Annotated in this window: 20 protein-coding genes; 12 read left to right on the top strand and 8 right to left on the bottom strand. The window is 64.3% G+C overall.

Annotated features, from left to right (window positions below; translation table 11 throughout):
* Positions 1 to 60: 60 nt before the first annotated feature.
* Positions 61 to 1,392: a dihydroorotase gene (locus tag EOA49_RS13300; RefSeq protein ID WP_067321151.1), complete on the top strand. Its 1,332-nt coding sequence runs from the start codon at positions 61 to 63 to the stop codon at positions 1,390 to 1,392.
* Positions 1,393 to 1,574: 182 nt separating this feature from the next.
* Here the strand turns inward: EOA49_RS13300 and EOA49_RS13295 are convergent, their stop codons facing one another.
* From EOA49_RS13295 to EOA49_RS13280, 4 genes are all read right to left on the bottom strand, one after another.
* Positions 1,575 to 2,369, bottom strand: coding sequence for a hypothetical protein (locus EOA49_RS13295; protein WP_095800109.1), 795 nt, complete (start codon positions 2,367 to 2,369; stop codon positions 1,575 to 1,577).
* A 150-nt stretch (positions 2,370 to 2,519) separates the two neighbouring features.
* Positions 2,520 to 2,777: a hypothetical protein gene (locus EOA49_RS13290; protein ID WP_066997401.1), complete on the bottom strand. Its 258-nt coding sequence runs from the start codon at positions 2,775 to 2,777 to the stop codon at positions 2,520 to 2,522.
* A gap of 338 nt (positions 2,778 to 3,115) precedes the next feature.
* On the bottom strand, positions 3,116 to 3,493 hold the full coding sequence (locus EOA49_RS13285) for a TIGR02301 family protein (protein WP_095781940.1): 378 nt from the start codon (positions 3,491 to 3,493) through the stop codon (positions 3,116 to 3,118).
* Between the two features lie 69 nt (positions 3,494 to 3,562).
* On the bottom strand, positions 3,563 to 3,991 hold the full coding sequence (locus EOA49_RS13280; RefSeq protein ID WP_095777839.1) for an NUDIX hydrolase: 429 nt from the start codon (positions 3,989 to 3,991) through the stop codon (positions 3,563 to 3,565).
* A gap of 113 nt (positions 3,992 to 4,104) precedes the next feature.
* Here EOA49_RS13280 and EOA49_RS13275 point away from each other — a divergent pair, with 113 nt between their 5' ends.
* Positions 4,105 to 4,866: an SOS response-associated peptidase gene (locus EOA49_RS13275; RefSeq protein ID WP_127241786.1), complete on the top strand. Its 762-nt coding sequence runs from the start codon at positions 4,105 to 4,107 to the stop codon at positions 4,864 to 4,866.
* Between the two features lie 99 nt (positions 4,867 to 4,965).
* Here the strand turns inward: EOA49_RS13275 and EOA49_RS13270 are convergent, their stop codons facing one another.
* Complete coding sequence (locus EOA49_RS13270) at positions 4,966 to 5,121, bottom strand: hypothetical protein (protein WP_082953737.1); 156 nt, start codon at positions 5,119 to 5,121, stop codon at positions 4,966 to 4,968.
* A gap of 387 nt (positions 5,122 to 5,508) precedes the next feature.
* On the opposite strand from EOA49_RS13270, the gene cysS reads away from it, so the two are divergent.
* From cysS to EOA49_RS13225, 9 genes are all read left to right on the top strand, one after another.
* Entirely contained in the window at positions 5,509 to 6,960 is a 1,452-nt protein-coding gene (cysS, locus tag EOA49_RS13265; RefSeq protein WP_127243183.1) for a cysteine--tRNA ligase, read from the top strand.
* Positions 6,961 to 7,243: 283 nt separating this feature from the next.
* Positions 7,244 to 7,648, top strand: coding sequence for a DUF559 domain-containing protein (locus tag EOA49_RS13260; protein ID WP_127241227.1), 405 nt, complete (start codon positions 7,244 to 7,246; stop codon positions 7,646 to 7,648).
* Positions 7,645 to 8,031, top strand: a complete 387-nt coding sequence (locus EOA49_RS13255) for a VOC family protein (protein WP_127241228.1) — start codon at positions 7,645 to 7,647, stop codon at positions 8,029 to 8,031. Before EOA49_RS13260 ends, EOA49_RS13255 begins: the two co-directional genes overlap by 4 nt.
* A gap of 18 nt (positions 8,032 to 8,049) precedes the next feature.
* Entirely contained in the window at positions 8,050 to 8,541 is a 492-nt protein-coding gene (locus EOA49_RS13250) for a GFA family protein (protein ID WP_127241229.1), read from the top strand.
* Entirely contained in the window at positions 8,538 to 9,014 is a 477-nt protein-coding gene (locus EOA49_RS13245; RefSeq protein WP_095777832.1) for a GFA family protein, read from the top strand. The genes EOA49_RS13250 and EOA49_RS13245 overlap by 4 nt, the downstream gene beginning before the upstream one ends.
* Positions 9,011 to 9,976, top strand: coding sequence for a prolyl aminopeptidase (gene pip / locus EOA49_RS13240; RefSeq protein WP_127241230.1), 966 nt, complete (start codon positions 9,011 to 9,013; stop codon positions 9,974 to 9,976). Before EOA49_RS13245 ends, pip begins: the two co-directional genes overlap by 4 nt.
* Positions 9,977 to 10,040: 64 nt before the next feature.
* Complete coding sequence (cimA, locus tag EOA49_RS13235; RefSeq protein WP_095823666.1) at positions 10,041 to 11,657, top strand: citramalate synthase; 1,617 nt, start codon at positions 10,041 to 10,043, stop codon at positions 11,655 to 11,657.
* Between the two features lie 82 nt (positions 11,658 to 11,739).
* Positions 11,740 to 12,669 carry an EamA family transporter RarD gene (gene rarD / locus EOA49_RS13230; protein WP_095800101.1) on the top strand — a complete coding sequence of 310 codons (930 nt, stop codon included), beginning with the start codon at positions 11,740 to 11,742 and terminating at the stop codon, positions 12,667 to 12,669.
* A 9-nt stretch (positions 12,670 to 12,678) separates the two neighbouring features.
* The gene (locus EOA49_RS13225) at positions 12,679 to 13,365 is read left to right on the top strand and encodes a glutathione S-transferase family protein (protein WP_127241231.1); all 687 of its coding nucleotides are present in this window, start codon (positions 12,679 to 12,681) and stop codon (positions 13,363 to 13,365) included.
* Positions 13,366 to 13,369: 4 nt separating this feature from the next.
* Here EOA49_RS13225 and EOA49_RS33475 read toward each other — a convergent pair whose 3' ends face one another.
* From EOA49_RS33475 to EOA49_RS13210, 3 genes are all read right to left on the bottom strand, one after another.
* The gene (locus tag EOA49_RS33475; protein WP_245460630.1) at positions 13,370 to 13,537 is read right to left on the bottom strand and encodes a CorA family divalent cation transporter; all 168 of its coding nucleotides are present in this window, start codon (positions 13,535 to 13,537) and stop codon (positions 13,370 to 13,372) included.
* A gap of 239 nt (positions 13,538 to 13,776) precedes the next feature.
* On the bottom strand, positions 13,777 to 14,064 hold the full coding sequence (locus EOA49_RS33470) for a hypothetical protein (protein WP_095800099.1): 288 nt from the start codon (positions 14,062 to 14,064) through the stop codon (positions 13,777 to 13,779).
* Between the two features lie 211 nt (positions 14,065 to 14,275).
* Positions 14,276 to 15,628, bottom strand: a complete 1,353-nt coding sequence (locus tag EOA49_RS13210) for a hypothetical protein (protein ID WP_127241232.1) — start codon at positions 15,626 to 15,628, stop codon at positions 14,276 to 14,278.
* 461 nt (positions 15,629 to 16,089) lie between these two features.
* On the opposite strand from EOA49_RS13210, the gene EOA49_RS13205 reads away from it, so the two are divergent.
* A partial coding sequence (locus EOA49_RS13205) for an efflux RND transporter periplasmic adaptor subunit (protein WP_245460628.1) occupies positions 16,090 to 17,447 on the top strand: 1,358 nt, incomplete at its 3' end.

Here is a 17,447-nt window from a genome sequence, read left to right as displayed (position 1 = left end):
AAAAATGATGGTCATTACGTAAGCCGGCCACACTCCCCCCGCAAGAGATTGGACCAGTCCATGGCAACCACCTTCGACCTCATCCTGACAGGCGGCACGGTAGTCAACCATGACGGTGAAGGCCGGCGCGATGTCGGCGTGAAGGCCGGGCGTATTGCCGCGATAGGGGATCTCGGCCAAGCGTCGGCCGGCGAGACGATCGATTGCACGGGCCTGCACATCCTGCCCGGCGTCGTCGACAGCCAGGTGCATTTCCGCGAGCCGGGACTGGAGCACAAGGAAGATCTGGAAACCGGGTCTCGCGCCGCGGTTTTGGGCGGCGTCACCGCGGTCTTCGAGATGCCCAACACCAATCCGCTGACCACCAGCGAGGCGGCCCTTGCCGACAAGGTGCGGCGCGCCACCGGCCGCATGCATTGCGACTTCGCTTTCTGGGTTGGCGGCACGCGCGACAATGCCGGCGATGTCAGCGAGCTCGAGCGGCTGCCAGGAGCTGCCGGCATAAAAGTCTTCATGGGCTCGTCCACCGGCGACCTGCTGGTCGAGGACGACGAAGGCGTCGCCTCCATCCTGCGCAACACCCGCCGCCGCGCCGCTTTCCACTCCGAGGACGAGTTCCGTCTGCGCGAGCGGCTCGGTCTGCGCGTCGAGGGCGATCCCTCGTCGCATCCTGTCTGGCGCGACGAGATCGCGGCGCTGCGCTGCACCGAGCGCCTGGTGCGCATCGCGAGACAGACGCGCGCGCGCATCCATGTGCTGCACATCTCGACGGCCGAGGAGATCGTTTTCCTCGAGCAGCATAAAGACGTCGCTACATGCGAGGCGACGCCGCATCACCTGACGCTCTCAGCTGACGACTATGCGCGGCTCGGCACGCTGATCCAGATGAACCCGCCGGTGCGCGCGGCGCGCCACCGCGACGGCGTCTGGCACGGCATTGCGCAAGGGATCGTCGATGTGCTGGGGTCCGACCACGCGCCGCACACGCTGGCCGAGAAGGCGAAGCCTTATCCTGCCTCGCCTTCGGGCATGACGGGCGTGCAGACGCTGGTGCCGATCATGCTCGACCATGTCAACGCCGGCCGGCTCACTTTGCAGCGTTTCGTCGATCTCTCCAGTCATGGTCCGCAGCGCATCTTCGGCATGGCGGGAAAGGGCCGCATCGCCGCCGGCTACGACGCCGATTTCACCGTCGTAGACCTGAAGCGCCGCGAGACCATCACCAACGCGCAGGCTGGCTCCAAGGCGGGCTGGACGCCCTATGACGGCAAAGAGGTCACCGGCTGGCCGGTCGGCACCATCGTGCGCGGCAACCGGGTAATGTGGGACGGCGAGATCGTCACGCCCGGCCAGGGCAGGGCGGTGGAGTTTTCCGAGGCGCTGGCGGCTTAGGCCACGTTGGATTTCTTAAGCGCGCCCTGCATTATGAGTGCCTGCAGCTGCGGGAACTTGCCCTGGTCGATTTTCTTTCTTGCAAAATGCCGACGGTGGGAGCCGATGCGATTCCGGCTCTGCGAGAGGAGGCAAACCGCATATGGCCGCAGACCAAAATTGGCAAGGGATGAGCTTCTGGCTCAATCCCCGGCGACGAAGAACAGCCACTGGCCGGCGGGCGTGATGCCGACGCGATAGAAGATATAGGCGCCGAACTGCTTCATGTCGTCATAGTCGCTTGCGGTGACGAGTTTGAACAGCTCGACGCGCTGCCTGGGATCCAGCTTGTCGAGCGGCAGCGCGAAGAAATACGGCCAGACATAGAGCTCCTGCGGCGTGCCGGTGTCGACATGGACATAGCCGGCGCTGAGCACCTCTTCCAAAATGGCGAGAATCTCTTGGCCGTCGCCGTCGCCGGAGAGTCCCTTGAGGAAAGCGACCGGGTCGCCCTCGATGTCGCCGAGCGATAGCTGCGTCATGGATTCGCCCGAGCCGATCAGCGGCCGAAGTTTCTCGATATCGCCGCTCTTGCAGGCCTCGATGATCAGGCCGTGCATGCGTTTGACCGGCTCGGGAAGCTTGTCGAGGTCGTAGACGACGGGCGGCGGCGGCGAATCCGGGTCGGAGCGCGGGCTGGTGATGCCGCCGCTGCCGGTTGGCGCTTCGGGCGCGCTCTTGTCCGTCTCGTCGGCCGGCTGGCTGTTGTCGGAGGGTTTGGTGCCGGGCGCGGCCGGCATTGGCACGGTGGTCCCCGGAGCGGTCGTTTCGTCACTGGTGGACGGAGTGACCGGCGAAGGCAACTCCTCGCGTTGGATCTCGCTTAGCGCATAGCAAGGCGTGCTGGCGAGGCAGATTGCCAATGGCCCGGCGCAGGAAGCAGTGATCCAGATGCCGAGGGCCAGCCCGCGCGGCCTGCCTGCCAACGAAAATCTCACCCCTTGCCTCTCCATGGTTCCGGGCTCGCTAGGGCAATTCCAGAAAACTGTGCAATGGTTTCCGTCCGGAATTGCGAAAAACTAATGGCTAGGCGGCGGGTATGATGCCCAAACGGCGCGTCGCCGTCAAAAGCAGCCAAAGCGGGCGGGCTAGTGCCTGAGCCGTTCCGGCTCGAACGCGCCGGAGATCACCTTTTCGCGCATGCGGTCGAGCAGGGCCAGCGCTGAGGTCTCACCATTGGCGCGCAGCATCTCGCCGAAGGCGGTTTCCAGCGCAGCCTCGGCGATGATTTCGGGCTCGATGCCGGCCGACAATCCTTCCGCCCAGGCTTCACTGTGGCTCTCCACGGCGGTCAGGCGCTTTTCTTCCCTGACCAACGCGTCGATGTCGCTGACGCCATGTTCCATTGCGATGTCCACCTTTTCAAGCGTCGGTCCGGCAAGGCACCGGGCTTGACTTGCCAGTTCATGCGCTGCTCGTACAAGTGCTTGTAAATACGACATTTCTGCAGTCGCAATCTACATATCGAGCAAGGCTGCGATCAATTCCGACCGAGCTTAGCCGATTAGACCAGCTTGCGGCATTAAAACCTTCAGTTTGAGTTAATTCCGCATTTGTCCACTAACGTTTCATTAACATTGTTGCACAAGCGCAACAGATGATTGCACCAAGGCGCAGCCTGATACAATAAGGCCGGCCACATTGGAGCGATTTGTCGGTGGATAGTCGCGATCGATGCCGGTCCTCAATTCCCGTAGCGGGAAGCGATATCGCGCGACAGCGTCTCGCCTTCCTTCATGTAGCGGGCAATGGCCTCGGTGGCCGAAGGCGTGCACTGCGTGTAGGTGCCGCTGAAGGAGCGGTAGCCGCGATTGAAGGAGGCGATGAAGCGGGCGCGCCGGTTGGGATCGGGATTTTCCGACTCGAGCAGCTTTTCCATCTCCAGCCGCCACTGGTCGCCTTTCTCGCCGCAGAGGTTGCGCAGGAAATGCAGCGAACCCAGCACCTCGGCGAGGCGCATCAGCCCGGGCTCGAACGGCGCCTCGGCCGCCGATGCCGGCTGCACCGTGACGGCCATGCTGATAGCGAGGCTTGCGGCGAGAAAGGGGGAGGCGCGGGTCATCATGGCCTTGCGATGGAAGAGCAAGGCTTTGTGGCGAAACATTTTGTCGCCCGCAAGGCCATTCTGGGGTCACCGCTCGGCGGCTTGCGCAGGACCAAGCAACTCCTCGGCAACTTCAAACACATCGCCCGCCAGCGGCATCGCCGCCATTTCCGCCAGCGTGTAGAACGCCGCCGTCTCGGCGTCATCGCTCGCTGCCGGCTCGCCGCCGACATAGGCCGCGCCGAACACCGTCAGCAAATAGTCGACCGCGTGGTGCTCAGCGCGGCCGTCGATATGGATGTCGCGCAGCGGGCGGTAATCCTTCGCCTGGAGCCCCGTTTCCTCCTTGAGTTCGCGCGCCGCGGCTTGCGCCAGCGTCTCGCCCGGCTCGACCTTGCCGCCGGGATACGCGTAGAGCCCTTGCGAAGGCGGCCGCGCCCGCTTGACAAGCAGCACCGTCTTGCCGCGCACGACGGCGACGGAGACTGCCGGGATAATCTTGCGAACCTTGTTCATGCGTTGCGAATCGCGCCGGCTGCCGGCTTGGTTGTGGACCGGACAGCTTTAGCGGTTGCGGCGCGGCGGTTCCATCGCCACTTTCATGGCGATCCCGACCGAAGAGCCAATCCATGTGCGGACGCTTTGCCCTGACCGCCTCGCCGGACCAGACCGCCGCCATTCTTGGCCTGGCGGAGCTGGAGGCGTTTCCGGCCCGCTACAATATCGCTCCGACGCAGCCGGTGCTGATGGCGTTCGCCAGTCCGCCAAGAGCGCCAGGCTCCAACCTGCCAGACCGCCAGGCGATGCTGGTGCGCTGGGGCCTGATCCCGACTTGGGTCAAGGATACGAAGGAATTTCCGCTGCTCTTCAACGCGCGCTCGGAAGGCGTGCTGCAGAAGGCCTCGTTCAAGACCGCCATGCGCCATCGCCGGGCCCTTGTGCCGGCCTCCGGCTTTTATGAATGGCAGCAGTCGGGTAGCGCCAAGGGCCAGCCCTACTGGATCCAGCCGCGGCGGGGCGGGGTGATCGCCTTCGCCGGTCTGATCGAGACCTATGCCGAGCCGGGCGGTTCCGAGATGGACACCGGCGCGATCCTCACCACGCGGGCCAACGCCGGCACCGCCCATATCCACGACCGCATGCCGGTGGTGATCGAGGAACGCGATTTCGCCCGCTGGTTGGATTGCCGCACGCAGGAGCCGCGCGACGTGCTCGACCTCCTCAAGCCCGCCGAGCCCGATTTCTTCGAGGCGATTCCGGTTTCCGACCTCGTCACCAAGGTCGCCAACACCGGGCCGGAGATTCAGGAGCGGGGCATGGTCGGGCCTCAGCCCGACAAGGTCAGGCGCCAGAAACCCGGCGCGGACGAAAACCAGATGACCCTGTTTTAGCGAAGGCTGCTAGCGGAGGCCTTCATCTCCAGGGCGAGCATTGGCGTCGCCCTCATTGCCGGCACCCCGATCATCGGAGACTGCGCCGGTCCTGCCGTTTCAGGCGGCGCGCGGCGAGATGATCTTCTGCGCCGGCTTCTTCTTCTTCGCGGTGTGAAGAAGGGCTGCGACGATGGCCGCAGGGCCGATCGCGCGGTAGTGGCTGGCGAGCGGCTGCTGCGCCGGTCGGCTTTGTTCTTGCTTACTTCGAGGCATTGTTCTCTTCCCTGGTAACGTTTTCGTGTCTGGGTTTGGTGGTCGATTCGGACCAAATCGTGACGTCGGGCGGTCTAGTCCGTTAATGTTTCATCACTGTGCCGAGATGCTTAATAAAATGTTTCGGCCCGTTTTTACCTGTGATGGAACGACAGCTTTCCCGAGTTGAGCGACTTGACGGCAACACCTGCGGGCGCGATAAAGCCGGCCATGAAAACGTCTTTCGCCATTTGTGGCATTTGCATTATTGGCTAGCCTCGCGCTGGTCCGGACGTTTTCGCCTTATCTTCCCCTAGATTGGACAAACGCCCCGGCCAGCAGGCTGGAGCCCGATTTGCGCCCGCGCGCGGGGAGGCTCGTCCAACATAAGGGATCGGAAGAGCACGAATGTCTGACGCATCGAAGGGCCTCAGCCTTTACAACACGCTGACGCGGGCGAAGGAGCGTTTCGTTCCGATCGATCCGCAAAACGTGCGCATGTATGTTTGCGGCCCGACGGTCTACGACTTTGCCCATATCGGCAACGCGCGGCCGGCGATCGTCTTCGACATGCTGTTCCGTTTGCTGCGCCAACTCTATGGCGAAAAGCACGTCACGTATGTGCGCAACATCACGGATGTCGACGACAAGATAAATGCGCGCGCCCTGCGCGATTTCGGCGCCGAGATCGAAGTCGGGACGCTTTCGCTGAACGACGCGATCCGGCGCGTCACCGAAAAGACCGCCGACCAATACCACAAGGATGTCGCGGCACTCGGCTGTTTGGAGCCGACCCACGAGCCGCGGGCGACCGAGTTCGTCGCGCCCCGCGCCGACGGCAAGGCCGACATGCTGTCGCTGATTGCGCAACTGATCGAGCGCGGCCACGCCTATGTCGCCGGGGGCGAGGTGCTCTTCGACACCGCCTCGATGCCCGATTATGGCGAGCTTTCGAAGCGCAATCTCGACGAGCAGCAGGCCGGCGCCCGCATCGCGGTCGACGCCCACAAGAAGAACCCCGGCGATTTCGTTTTATGGAAACTCTCGACGCCGGAAGAGCCCGGCTGGGAAAGCCCGTGGGGCAGGGGCCGTCCGGGCTGGCACATCGAATGCTCGGCCATGTCGGCCGCCTATCTCGGCGAGATCTTCGACATCCATGGCGGCGGCCTCGACCTGATCTTCCCGCATCACGAGAACGAGATCGCCCAGTCGCGCTGCGCCCACGGCACCAAAGTCATGGCCAATGTCTGGATGCACAACGGCTTCCTTCAGGTCGAGGGCCAGAAAATGTCGAAGAGCCTCGGCAATTTCTATTCGATCCATGAGCTCTTGGAGACCGAGACTTTCGGCGGCAGGAAATGGCCGGGCGAGGTGCTGCGGCTGGCGATGCTGATGACGCATTACCGCGAGCCGATCGACTTTTCCGTGCGCAAGCTGGAGGAGGCGGAAAACACGCTGCGCAAATGGAAGCGTGCGGCCGATCTAGCCCCCGCGGCGGCGGGGGACCTGCCGGCAGACGTGCTGGAGGCGCTGTCCGACGACCTCGCCACCTACGCTGCCTTCCAGCGATTGACCCAGCTTGCCGGCGAGGCGGTGGAGTTCACTGGCGCCGGCGAGGACGCCGCCGCGGCTTCGCTGAAAGCGGCGCTTGTCTTTCTGGGTTTCGATGTCGGCGCAGCGAAGGTGGACGAAACCGTGATCGCTGAGGCGATCGCCAGGCGCCTGAAGTTCATCGCCGATAAGAATTGGCCCGAAGGCGACCGCATCCGCGACGAGCTTCTGGCGCAGGGCGTTCAGCTCAAGGACGGCAAGGATCCTCTCACCGGCCAGCGCGTGACGACCTGGGAGATCAAGCGGTGAGGGTGGCGCAGGGGATCGTTTCAGGACTGGCGGAGGCGCCGGTGACGTCCAATCTCCCCCCTTGCGGGGGAGATGTCCGGCAGGACAGAGGGGGGTGCGAAGGAACTCCAGGGTTTGAGTTTTCCCACTCACACACCCGCTGTTCCCTAGGAGGGCAGCACTCTCTCGTTGCTACGTCGGCGGGACAGCACCCCCCTCTGTCCTGCCGGACATCTCCCCCGCAAGGGGGGAGATTAGCTCGGGCGTGCGATTTCGTTAATCGCAAACGTGAGGGCGTGTAGCTATGGGCCACGACCTCGTTCCATCCCGTCAGCGCAATAACGCCAAGTCCATGCGGCGTGCCATGACGGATGCCGAGCTGAAACTTTGGAACGAGTTGCGTGCCCACCGCTTGACGGGCATGAGCTTCCGGCGGCAGGTGCCGATCGGACCTTATATCGTTGATTTCGCGTGCTCGGCCCATCGCCTCATAGTCGAGGTCGATGGCAGCCAGCATGGCGATGCGGAACACTTAAACCGTGACGAGGCAAGAAGTGGCTATCTAGCTGCAAGCGGCTGGACCATCCTGCGCTTCTGGAACGACGACGTGATCCGCGATATCGACAATGTCTGCCAGCACATCATCATTGCGGCCGGCCTGGCCGGCGCCGAAGTGCCGGAGACCGCAACGCAGGAGCTCGTTCCATGATCGATCATCTCGGCATCAGCGTTTCCGATTTCGAAAAGTCCAAGGCGTTCTACGACAAGGTGATGGCGCCGCTTGGCGCTTCGCTGCTCTACATGGTGCCGGAGGAATATACCGCCGGCGCCAAGGTCGGCGGCTATGGCCGCGACCGGCCGGTGTTCTGGCTGAGCGCGGGCAAGGAGAAGCCGAAGGACCATCAGCATGTCGCCTTCACCGCGCGCAGCCGCGCCGAGGTCGACGCCTTCCATGCCGCGGCCCTTGCGGCCGGCGGCAAGGACAATGGCGGGCCGGGGCTGCGTCCGCATTACCACCCCAATTATTACGGCGCCTTCGTCTTCGATCCCGACGGCAACAATGTCGAGGCGGTCTGCCATGATCCGGAGTGAGCTCGATGGGAGGGATCGATGAGCCTTGATAACCGGCCGGTCTATACGGGCGGGTGCCAGTGCGGCGCCGTACGTTTCCGCGTTGAGGGCGCCCTGGGCGATGCCTCGGTCTGCCATTGCCGCATGTGCCAGAAGGCGAGCGGCAATTTCTATCTGCCGCTGGTCTCGGTGCGCGGCGCCAGGCTGGACTGGACGCGCGGCGGGCCGAAGCGCTTCCGCTCGTCCAGCGCGGCATGGCGCGGCTTCTGCGCCGAATGCGGCACGCCGCTGACCTTCGAGGCGCCGGACGGCGTGGCGCTGGCGATCGCCGCCTTCGACGACCCGGCCGGCATCGCGCCAACCATCCAGTGGGGCGTCGAAGCGAAGCTTTCCTATGTCGACGGCGTTTCGAAACTGCCCTCCGAGGAGACGATGGGCGATATTTCGTCGGCGCCTTATCTCGCCGAGCTCGTCTCCTATCAACATCCCGATCACGACACGGACCAATGGCCGCCGGAGGAAAAACCATGACCGATGAAATTCGAACCGGCGGCTGCCAGTGCGGCGCCGTGCGCTTCCGCGTCCACGGCAAGCTCGGGCGCCCGTCCATCTGCCATTGCCGCATGTGCCAGAAACAGTTCGGCAATTTCTTCGGCGCCCTGGTGACGGTGCCGAAGGATGGCGTCGAATGGACCCATGAGGAGCCGAGCTATTTCCAGTCCTCGGTCAACATCGATCGCGGCTTCTGCCGCCGCTGCGGCACGCCGCTCACCTACCGCCAGCCGGGCGGGCTGGAGATCGCCATCGGTGCCTTCGACGATCGTTCGGACTTGGCGCCGCAGATCCAAGTCAACTACGCGGTGCGGCTGCCCTGGGTGGAGAAGATCTTCGAGGCGCCGGTCCACGACGACCCCGACTACTATCGACGGCAGGAGCAGATCATCTCCTTCCAGCATCCCGATCACGAGACGGCCAACTGGCCGCAGCAGGGACTGAAACTATGACGATCCACAGCAGCTCCTTGCGCACGCTCTATCCCGAGATCGAGCCGTTCGAAACAGGCATGCTCGATGTCGGTGATGGCCACACCATCTATTGGGAGCGCTGCGGCACCAAAGGCGCCAAGCCAGCCGTGTTCCTGCATGGCGGCCCCGGAGGCACGATCTCGCCGAAACACCGGCGGCTGTTCGACCCGAAACTCTACGACGTCATCCTGTTCGACCAGCGCGGCTGCGGCAAGTCGACGCCCAACGCCTCGTTGGAAGCCAACACCACCTGGCATCTCGTCGCCGACATCGAACGCCTGCGCGAGATGGCGGGCTTCGACAAATGGCTGGTGTTCGGCGGCTCGTGGGGCTCGACGCTGGCGCTCGCCTATGCCGAAACGCATCCCGAGCGCGTCAGCGAGCTCGTCGTGCGCGGCATCTATACGCTCACCCGCGCCGAGCTCGAATGGTACTATCAGTTCGGCGTCTCCGAGATGTTTCCCGACAGGTGGGAGCGTTTTCTCGCGCCGATCCCCGAGGCCGAGCGCGGCGACATGATGGCCGCCTACCGCAAGCGGCTGGTGGGCACCGACCGCAAGGCGAAGGTCGAGGCGGCGCTTGCCTGGAGTCTGTGGGAAGGCGAGACGATCACGCTTTTGCCGGAGCCGGAAACCAGCACGCCTTTCGGCCAGGACGACTATGCCATCGCCTTCGCCCGCATCGAGAACCACTATTTCGTCCATGCCGGCTGGCTGGAAGAAGGACAGCTGCTGCGCGATGCCTGGAAGCTGAAGGACATCCCCGGCACCATCGTCCACGGCCGCTATGACATGCCGTGCCCGGCGCGCTATGCCTGGGCGCTGCACAAGGCCTGGCCGAAGGCGGATTTCCACCTCATCGAGGGCGCCGGCCACTCGTATTCGGAGCCGGGGATTCTGGACCGGCTGATCCGGGCGACGGATAAATACGCAGGCAAATAACCATGCAGGTTTGTGCTCTACGGCGCCCCCGGCGCGAAGGATCTCGACTTTTCGAGCTACAGCCATGATGAAGCAACGCCTCTACCTCTTCGACACCACGCTGCGCGACGGCCAGCAGACGCCGGGCATCGACTTTTCCGTCGAGGACAAGATCGCGATCGCCAAGCTGCTTGACGAATTCGGCATCGACTATGTCGAGGGCGGCTATCCCGGCGCCAACCCGACCGACACCGCCTTCTTCCATCAGAAGCGCACGGAAAGCGCGAAATTCGTCGCCTTCGGCATGACCAAGCGGGCAGGGGTTTCGGCCTCCAACGATCCGGGGCTGGCGGCGCTGGTGCAATCGAAGTCGGACGCGATCTGCTTCGTCGCCAAGAGCTGGGACTATCACGTGCGCGTGGCGCTCGGCTGCACCAACGAGGAGAACCTTGAGTCGATAAAGGTCTCGGTCCAGGCGGCGGTCGCCGCCGGCAAGGAGGCGATGGTCGACTGCGAGCATTTCTTCGACGGCTTCAAGGCCAATCCGGCTTACGCGCTGGCCTGCGCCAAGACGGCCTATGATGCCGGGGCGCGCTGGGTGGTGCTATGCGACACCAATGGCGGCACGCAGCCTTCCGAAGTGCGGGCCATCGTCGAGAAGGTGATCGCGGGCGGCATCCCTGGCGACCATCTCGGCATTCATGCCCATGACGACACCGGCCAGGCGGTGGCGAATTCCCTTGCCGCCGTTGAGGCCGGTGTGCGCCAGATCCAGGGCACGCTGAACGGCATCGGTGAGCGCTGCGGCAACGCCAATCTGGTCACAATCATCCCGACGCTCGCGCTCAAGCCGGCCTTCGCCGATCGCTTCGAGACAGGCATTTCGGCCGAAGCACTGACCGGCATTTCGCGGCTCTCCCGCGCTTTCGACGAGTTGCTCAACCGCGCGCCGGAAGCTCAGGCGCCCTATGTCGGCTCATCCGCCTTCGCCACCAAGGCCGGCATCCATGCCTCGGCGCTGGCCAAAGAGCCGGCGACTTACGAGCATGTGCCGCCGGAAGCCGTGGGCAACCGCCGCCGTGTCATGGTCTCCGACCAGGGCGGCAAGGCCAATTTCCTCGCCGAATTGAAGCGGCGCGGCATCGACGTGCCGAAGGACGACAGCCGGCTCGACGCGCTCATCGCCATCGTCAAGGAGCGCGAGGCCGAAGGCTACGCCTATGAGGGCGCCGACGCCTCCTTCGAGCTCTTGGCCCGCAAGACGCTGCACGGCCTGCCGGAGTTCTTCAACGTCACCTCGTTCCGCTGCATGGTCGAGCGCCGCTTCGATGCCAATGGCAACCTGAAGACCGTGTCCGAGGCGATCGTGAAGGTGATGGTCGACGGCGAGGAGAAGATGTCGGTGGCCGAAGGCCACGGCCCGGTCAACGCGCTCGACATCGCGCTGCGCAAGGATCTCGGCAAGTATCAGAACGAGATCGTCGACCTCGAGCTCGCCGACTTCAAGGTGCGCATTCTCAACGGCGGCACCGAAGCCATCACCCGAGTGCTGATCGAATCGCACGATTCCACCGGCGCCCGCTGGTGGACGGTCGGCGTATCGGAAAACATCATCGACGCCTCCTTCCAGGCGCTGATGGATTCGATCATCTACAAGCTGATGAAGAACCGTGATATGGCTGGCTTAGTCGCGGCGGAGTAGGTTGAACCATCATCAAAAGTCCATTGATCCATCAGAATTTTGCGATGGTCTTGGACGGTCCCCTGGGCCATAGCGTTGGGCCATGGTCACCGCAACAGCCGATCTCGATCAAGACGCCAAGGCCCGCCGCGGCTTCCTTTTGGCCCTCGGCGCCTATTTCCTCTGGGGGCTGTTGCCCTTCTACATGAAAGCGGTGGCGCACCTGCCTCTGATCGAGGTGATCTCGCACCGGATCGTTTGGTCGGTGCCGATCGCCGCTGCCGTGCTGGTCTGGGCCGGCCGCACCGCCGACTTCAAGGCCGCGATCCGCTCGCCGAAAAGCCTCGCCATGGCGGCGCTGACGGCGACGCTCATCTCGGTCAACTGGGGCATCTATGTCTGGGCGATCGCAGTCGACCGCACGGTCGAGACGGCGCTCGGCTACTATATTAACCCGCTGGTCAGCGTGGTGGTCGGCGCCGTTCTCCTCGGCGAACGGCTCGACCGGCTGCAGATCGCGGCGGTGGCGCTGGCCGCCATTGCGGTGACCGTGCTTACTGTCGAGGCCGGCAAATTACCCTGGGTATCGCTGGCATTGGCCTTCTCCTTCGCCGCCTACGGCTTCTTCCGCAAGACGCTGCCGATCGGGCCGAGCCAGGGCTTTCTGCTCGAAGTTCTTTTGCTGTCGGTGCCGGCGCTTTGCTACATTGCCTACCTGATCGCCGCGGGACAGGACCATTTCATCTCCAGCACCGGCGCCGACACCGCGCTGCTGATCGGCTGCGGCCCGGTGACCGCGGTGCCGCTTCTGCTCTTTGCCTTCGGCGCCAGGCTTTTGCGCCTCTCCACCATCGGCATCATGCAATATATCGCGCCGACGATGGTGTTCCTGATCGCCGTCCTGATCTTCGATGAGCCGTTCGGCACCACGCAGGCCATAGCTTTCGCCCTTATCTGGACTGCGCTGGCCATGTACAGCTGGTCGATGTTCAGAGGGCGCGAGGTTCGCCAGGCGGGTCCCGCGACGAGGTGAGGGCGGCAAATGTACCAGCTTTATATCGGCAACAAGAACTATTCGTCCTGGTCGCTGCGGCCTTGGCTGCTGATGCGGACCCTCGACATTCGCTTCGAGGAGCGGCTGACGCCGTTCCCGACCGGTTCAAGTTTCAGCCTCTTCCGGTCATTCTCGCCGAATGGCCGCGTGCCCTGCCTGGTCGACGATGGCTGGGCGGTGTGGGATTCGCTCTCGATCGTCGAATATCTGGCAGAGCGTCATCGAGGCGTCTGGCCGGCCGATGCGAAAGCGCGCGCATGGGCGCGCTCCGCCGCCGCCGAAATGCATTCGAGCTTTACCGCGCTGCGCAATGACTGCCCGATGAGCTGTGGCGTGCGCGTCAAGCTGGCATCGATGTCCGATGCGCTGAAGAACGATCTCTTCCGCCTGGGCGACTTGTGGAACGACGGCCTTGCGCGCTTCGGCGGACCGTTCCTAGCCGGAGACCACTTCACCGCGGTCGATGCTTTCTTCGCTCCGGTCGTTTTCCGGGCACAGTCCTATGGACTGGCATTCGAGGGCGCCGCCGCTGCTTATCCCAAGCGGTTGCTCGATCTGCCTGCCATGCGCGAATGGTATGCGGCCGGTCTCGCCGAGACATGGCGCGAGCCGGACCATGAGGCGGAAGTCCGCGCGGCCGGTACTGTCGTCGAGGATCTGCGCGCGAGCGCATAAGACGCTAAATCCGGCCCAGCCGTCGCACGACCATGTAGACGATCCCGGCGACGACGACCGCTATCACCGTCACCACCCAGAAGCCGAGCGCCGTGTCGACCAGCGGGAGCCCGCCGACATTCATGCCGAACAGGCCGGAGATGATGGTCATCGGCAGCAGCACCGCGGTCATGACGGAAGGATGTAGAGCAGCTGGTTCGACCGCTCGGTCAGCTTCGCCATTGACTCGTCCTGCAGCTGCTCGCCGTCATGATGCAGCGGATGCGCGCGGCCTTGCCGCCATATCGCCGATCGCTTCCGTTAGGATAAGCCTCCACGTCTGAGCGAGCCGCTGCCGCTCAGACCAGATAAGATGGGCCGCCCATGAAAGGGAAAGCCCGCCCCTGGCAATCTGGGACGGGCTGGCCTTCGCTAGCAGCCTTCGGTGGTCTTTTTCATCTGGCCAGGCGCGGCCGTTTTCGCATCGGTATCCTGCTGTCCGGGAGCTGCCTGCTTCGCGCTGCCGGTCTGCTGGCCAGGCGCGCAGTCCTTTGCCGAATTGGTCGCGCCCGTGGTGGTCGAGTCGGTGTCCTGTGTGCTGGGTGTCGTTGTCGTGGTGGTCGTCGTCGTGGACGATCCGCTGGTGGTGCTGCTGGATTGCGCCATCGCAAGGCCGGCGGACATGGCCACAATGGCTGAAGCGAGAAGAAGCCGTTTCATTCATCATCTCCTGGAAGCGGCAATGTCCCTTCTGTTATGAAACAGCGAAAGGAAGCGGCGGTTCCCTTGGCTGTAGCCGGTGGTGACCAGGAAGGAGCCGGTGCTCTACCGGACGAGGCCGAGCGTGACCTGAGCGCCGGCAGGCGCCTGCGCGAAGGCAAGTCCAGCCCGCGGCTGGCGCCAGTGATAAAAGCATCGAGACTGAACAGTCCTACTCCTGCTGTCCCGCCAACGCCGCCTGAACGGCCGCCATTCCGGGATCGCGACCCTTGAGCAGATCGTCGATCGACCATGGCGCGGCAATGTCGGGCTCCAGCGTCTTGAGCGCAACCGGCTTGCGGCCCTTGCCTTTGTCGATGGTGGCGACAAGCACGGGCGTCGTGCCCATGGCGGAACTCGGTTGCGCCATGCCGACGAAACAATCGGCGTAGGCCTTGCAGCCGTTTTGAAGGTCATAGCGCTGCGTCGCGGACTGCAGCACGACGCCCGAATGCGGCAGCGTCACCTGCTGCTGATCGGCGAAGAACATCATGCGGTCGCCGGGCGCTTCGCCGACCAGTGTGACCCTGTCCCCGCCAGCCTGCTTGAGATAGGCGACGTCGACAATTCCCGCCGAAAAGGTAATCGGGCTTTCCAGCACGAACAGCCGTCCCGGTGGGCTGACGCGGGACGGCCAGGAACTGAGGACATCGCGGGTCAGCATCAAGTTGCCGCCGGTGTTGAAGCGCATGTCGAGGACGAGGTTCTTGCGGCCGAGGCGGACCCGGGCGGCTTCGACCTCAGCCAGGAAATCGGCGATCTTCCCGGTCTTGCCGTCGACGTTGCGCCTGATCTCGGCGACGACGCCATCGAGTTCGGGCGCATCGCGCCAGCGGAAAGGCTGTTCCTGATCCTGCAGCGGCCAGGGCGCGCGGCCCTTGGGAAAAATCTTCACCCAGTCGCGGCGCTGCGGCTTCGGGGCGAGCTTGCGGTCGATGATGCGGCCGTCGGGCGTCTGGAAGCGAAAGGTCGCGTCGCCGGCGGCATTGGCGAGCCCGAGCGCATGCAGCAGATCGGGCCGGACGATCGCGTCGGTCGCCTCGATGTCGCGCCATGCCGCCACGCCGCCATGCAGGCTGCGCAGCGCCGAGGAGACTTCAGCAGCCGGATGGCCGTCGATGCCGGCGAGCCGACTGCCCAGCAGATCGCCGTTTTGGGGACTGGCCGCTATGACGTAGAAGGCGCCGTCGATCGGCAGCAAAGACATCGCCACACCGTTGGCGCGCGGCAGCTTGCAGGTCGTGTGACCATTGTCGGCCAGTGCCGCGATCTGGCAGAGATCGACAGCGAAGACGGTCGCGTCGGTCGGACCTGCCGCGGTTTCGAGCGCCTGCAGCCGCGATGCCGCTTCCACGCGGGCGGCGCTGGAAAAAGACTTGTCGACCTCGAGAAAGTCATGGCGGAAGACTTTCAGATCCTCGACCTGTGCGTCATGCGAGGTGGCCCCGTCCGGACTTTGCGCGGTCGCGTGGCCGAGCGCCAACAGGCTGAGCAGGGGCAAGGCGAGCAGCCGGGCAAAGGTCATGGCTTCCCTCTTCGATCGCGATCCGGCCCGCTGCCGATAAAGCTGAGGAATAGGGCAGCTTCGCACGTCGCTGCGTTCACATCTTTGCGAGCGGGCTGGAGTGGCGTCCCGCTCGGAGGCTGCGGTTCCGCCGGGACAGGAACGGGGCCTGACCGTCAAAAGGCGGTCCGCCGCGCGGGCCGGGTTCACCCCGTTAAAGCCTTGTCATCATTGGCCGGCGCGGCGCGGCCGGTCACTCTCACGCGATGGGGGCACGGTCCCCGAACAGCTCGCCCGGGCGTGCATTTTTGAGTGTGGTCTTCGACCTAACCCATTCAATTCTTACGGGAATTTAATGTCGCGCACAATTGCATGGCCGGGTTCCGGCGTTATGTTCCCGGCCGGATTGCGTCTTGGGCCAGTGACGCTGGCCAAGGACGTGGTCGACCTGGCCGCATGCGGTTCGATGGATAGGTGACAAAGTGGACGACGAAGTCGCCAGCCGGCTACAGCCGCTCCGTGAGCCGATGACGGACATAAAGCCGGTGGTCGTGCGTCGCCGGCGCCGCGGCTGGATGGTCGCGCTGCTGCTGGTCGCGGCTGGAGCGGGCGTCGCCTTCTGGCTCCATCCAGCACCGGTGCAGCAGCAAGGCGCGCGCGGCGGCGGACGCTTCCGGGGCGGCGATCTCGGCGCGCAGCCGGTCGCAGTCGCCTCGGTGACGCAGGCCGACATCCCGATCACGCTGGAGGCGCTGGGCACGGTGACCTCGCTGTCGACGGTGACCGTGCGCCCGCAGGTCAGCGGGCAGATCACCGCGATCGCCTTCACCGAAGGGGAAATGGTGAAGAAGGGCGATTTTCTTGCCCAGGTCGACGACCGCACTCTCCAAGCCTCGCTGCATCAATTGCAGGGCCAATTGAAGCACGACCAAGCGCTGCTGACCGATGCCAGGCTCGACCTCGACCGCGATCTGAAGCTGACCTCCAACGCCATCACGCAGCAGGCGGTCGACCTGCAGCGCGCGACCGTGCAATCCGACGAGGGCACGGTCATGTCCGACCAGGCGCAGATCGAGGCCGTCGAGGTCAATATCGCCAACAGCCATATCGTTGCACCTGCCGACGGCCGCATCGGCCTCAGGCTGGTCGATCAGGGCAATTACGTCACGCCTTCCGACAGCACCGGCATTGCGGTGATCACCGAGATGCAGCCGATTTCGGTGCTGTTCTCGCTGCCCGAAGACACCCTCGCCGAAGTGCTGGAACAGACGCATGGCAATGCCGGGCTCAAGGCCACCTTGTTCGACCGCAACGACACCAAGCAGATCGCCGAAGGCACGCTGCAGACGATCGACAACCAGATCGATCCGACCACCGGCACCGTGAAGCTGCGCGCCGTGTTTGCTAACGCCGACGGCGGGCTTTATCCCAACCAGTTCGTCAACGTGCATCTCCTGGTGCGCGCGCTGACCGGCGTGACGGTGCTGCCCAACGCCGCCATCCAGCACGGCGCTCCAGGCACTTTCGTCTATCAGCTCAACGACGACAGCACTGTCTCGGTGAAGACCGTTTCCCTTGGCCCCGGCGACGCGTCGGTCACGCAATTGCTGTCGGGCCTTCCGCCGGGCGCCAAGGTGGTCGTCGATGGCGTCGACCGGCTGAAGGACGGCGCCAAGGTGACCGTGCCTGACAACAGCGCCGCGCCGACCGCCGGCGCTGGATCTCCCGCGCAGCCGCAAGCGGAGGGTAGGGGCAGCGGGGCCGCCGCGACCAGCAATACGTCTGCCGTCAACCCCGGCAACGCGCCCGCGATCTCGAGCAGCCAGGGCCAAGGCTCGGC

Source organism: Mesorhizobium sp. M1A.F.Ca.IN.020.04.1.1 (assembly GCF_003997315.1).
Classification (GTDB): domain Bacteria; phylum Pseudomonadota; class Alphaproteobacteria; order Rhizobiales; family Rhizobiaceae; genus Mesorhizobium.
The sequence above is the reverse complement of the archived record's forward strand: the minus strand, read 5'-3'. Positions and strand labels throughout refer to the sequence as shown.

Coding starts and splice junctions, on each gene's coding strand:
- EOA49_RS13300 (WP_067321151.1), top strand. CDS start 61: ATGGCAACCACCTTCGACCTCATCCTGACAGGCGGCACGGTAGTCAAC.
- EOA49_RS13290 (WP_066997401.1), bottom strand. CDS start 2,777: ATGGAACATGGCGTCAGCGACATCGACGCGTTGGTCAGGGAAGAAAAG.
- EOA49_RS13285 (WP_095781940.1), bottom strand. CDS start 3,493: ATGACCCGCGCCTCCCCCTTTCTCGCCGCAAGCCTCGCTATCAGCATG.
- EOA49_RS13280 (WP_095777839.1), bottom strand. CDS start 3,991: ATGAACAAGGTTCGCAAGATTATCCCGGCAGTCTCCGTCGCCGTCGTG.
- EOA49_RS13275 (WP_127241786.1), top strand. CDS start 4,105: ATGTGCGGACGCTTTGCCCTGACCGCCTCGCCGGACCAGACCGCCGCC.
- EOA49_RS13270 (WP_082953737.1), bottom strand. CDS start 5,121: ATGCCTCGAAGTAAGCAAGAACAAAGCCGACCGGCGCAGCAGCCGCTC.
- cysS (WP_127243183.1), top strand. CDS start 5,509: ATGTCTGACGCATCGAAGGGCCTCAGCCTTTACAACACGCTGACGCGG.
- EOA49_RS13260 (WP_127241227.1), top strand. CDS start 7,244: ATGGGCCACGACCTCGTTCCATCCCGTCAGCGCAATAACGCCAAGTCC.
- EOA49_RS13255 (WP_127241228.1), top strand. CDS start 7,645: ATGATCGATCATCTCGGCATCAGCGTTTCCGATTTCGAAAAGTCCAAG.
- EOA49_RS13250 (WP_127241229.1), top strand. CDS start 8,050: ATGAGCCTTGATAACCGGCCGGTCTATACGGGCGGGTGCCAGTGCGGC.
- EOA49_RS13245 (WP_095777832.1), top strand. CDS start 8,538: ATGACCGATGAAATTCGAACCGGCGGCTGCCAGTGCGGCGCCGTGCGC.
- pip (WP_127241230.1), top strand. CDS start 9,011: ATGACGATCCACAGCAGCTCCTTGCGCACGCTCTATCCCGAGATCGAG.
- cimA (WP_095823666.1), top strand. CDS start 10,041: ATGATGAAGCAACGCCTCTACCTCTTCGACACCACGCTGCGCGACGGC.
- rarD (WP_095800101.1), top strand. CDS start 11,740: ATGGTCACCGCAACAGCCGATCTCGATCAAGACGCCAAGGCCCGCCGC.
- EOA49_RS13225 (WP_127241231.1), top strand. CDS start 12,679: ATGTACCAGCTTTATATCGGCAACAAGAACTATTCGTCCTGGTCGCTG.
- EOA49_RS33475 (WP_245460630.1), bottom strand. CDS start 13,537: ATGACCGCGGTGCTGCTGCCGATGACCATCATCTCCGGCCTGTTCGGC.
- EOA49_RS33470 (WP_095800099.1), bottom strand. CDS start 14,064: ATGAAACGGCTTCTTCTCGCTTCAGCCATTGTGGCCATGTCCGCCGGC.
- EOA49_RS13210 (WP_127241232.1), bottom strand. CDS start 15,628: ATGACCTTTGCCCGGCTGCTCGCCTTGCCCCTGCTCAGCCTGTTGGCG.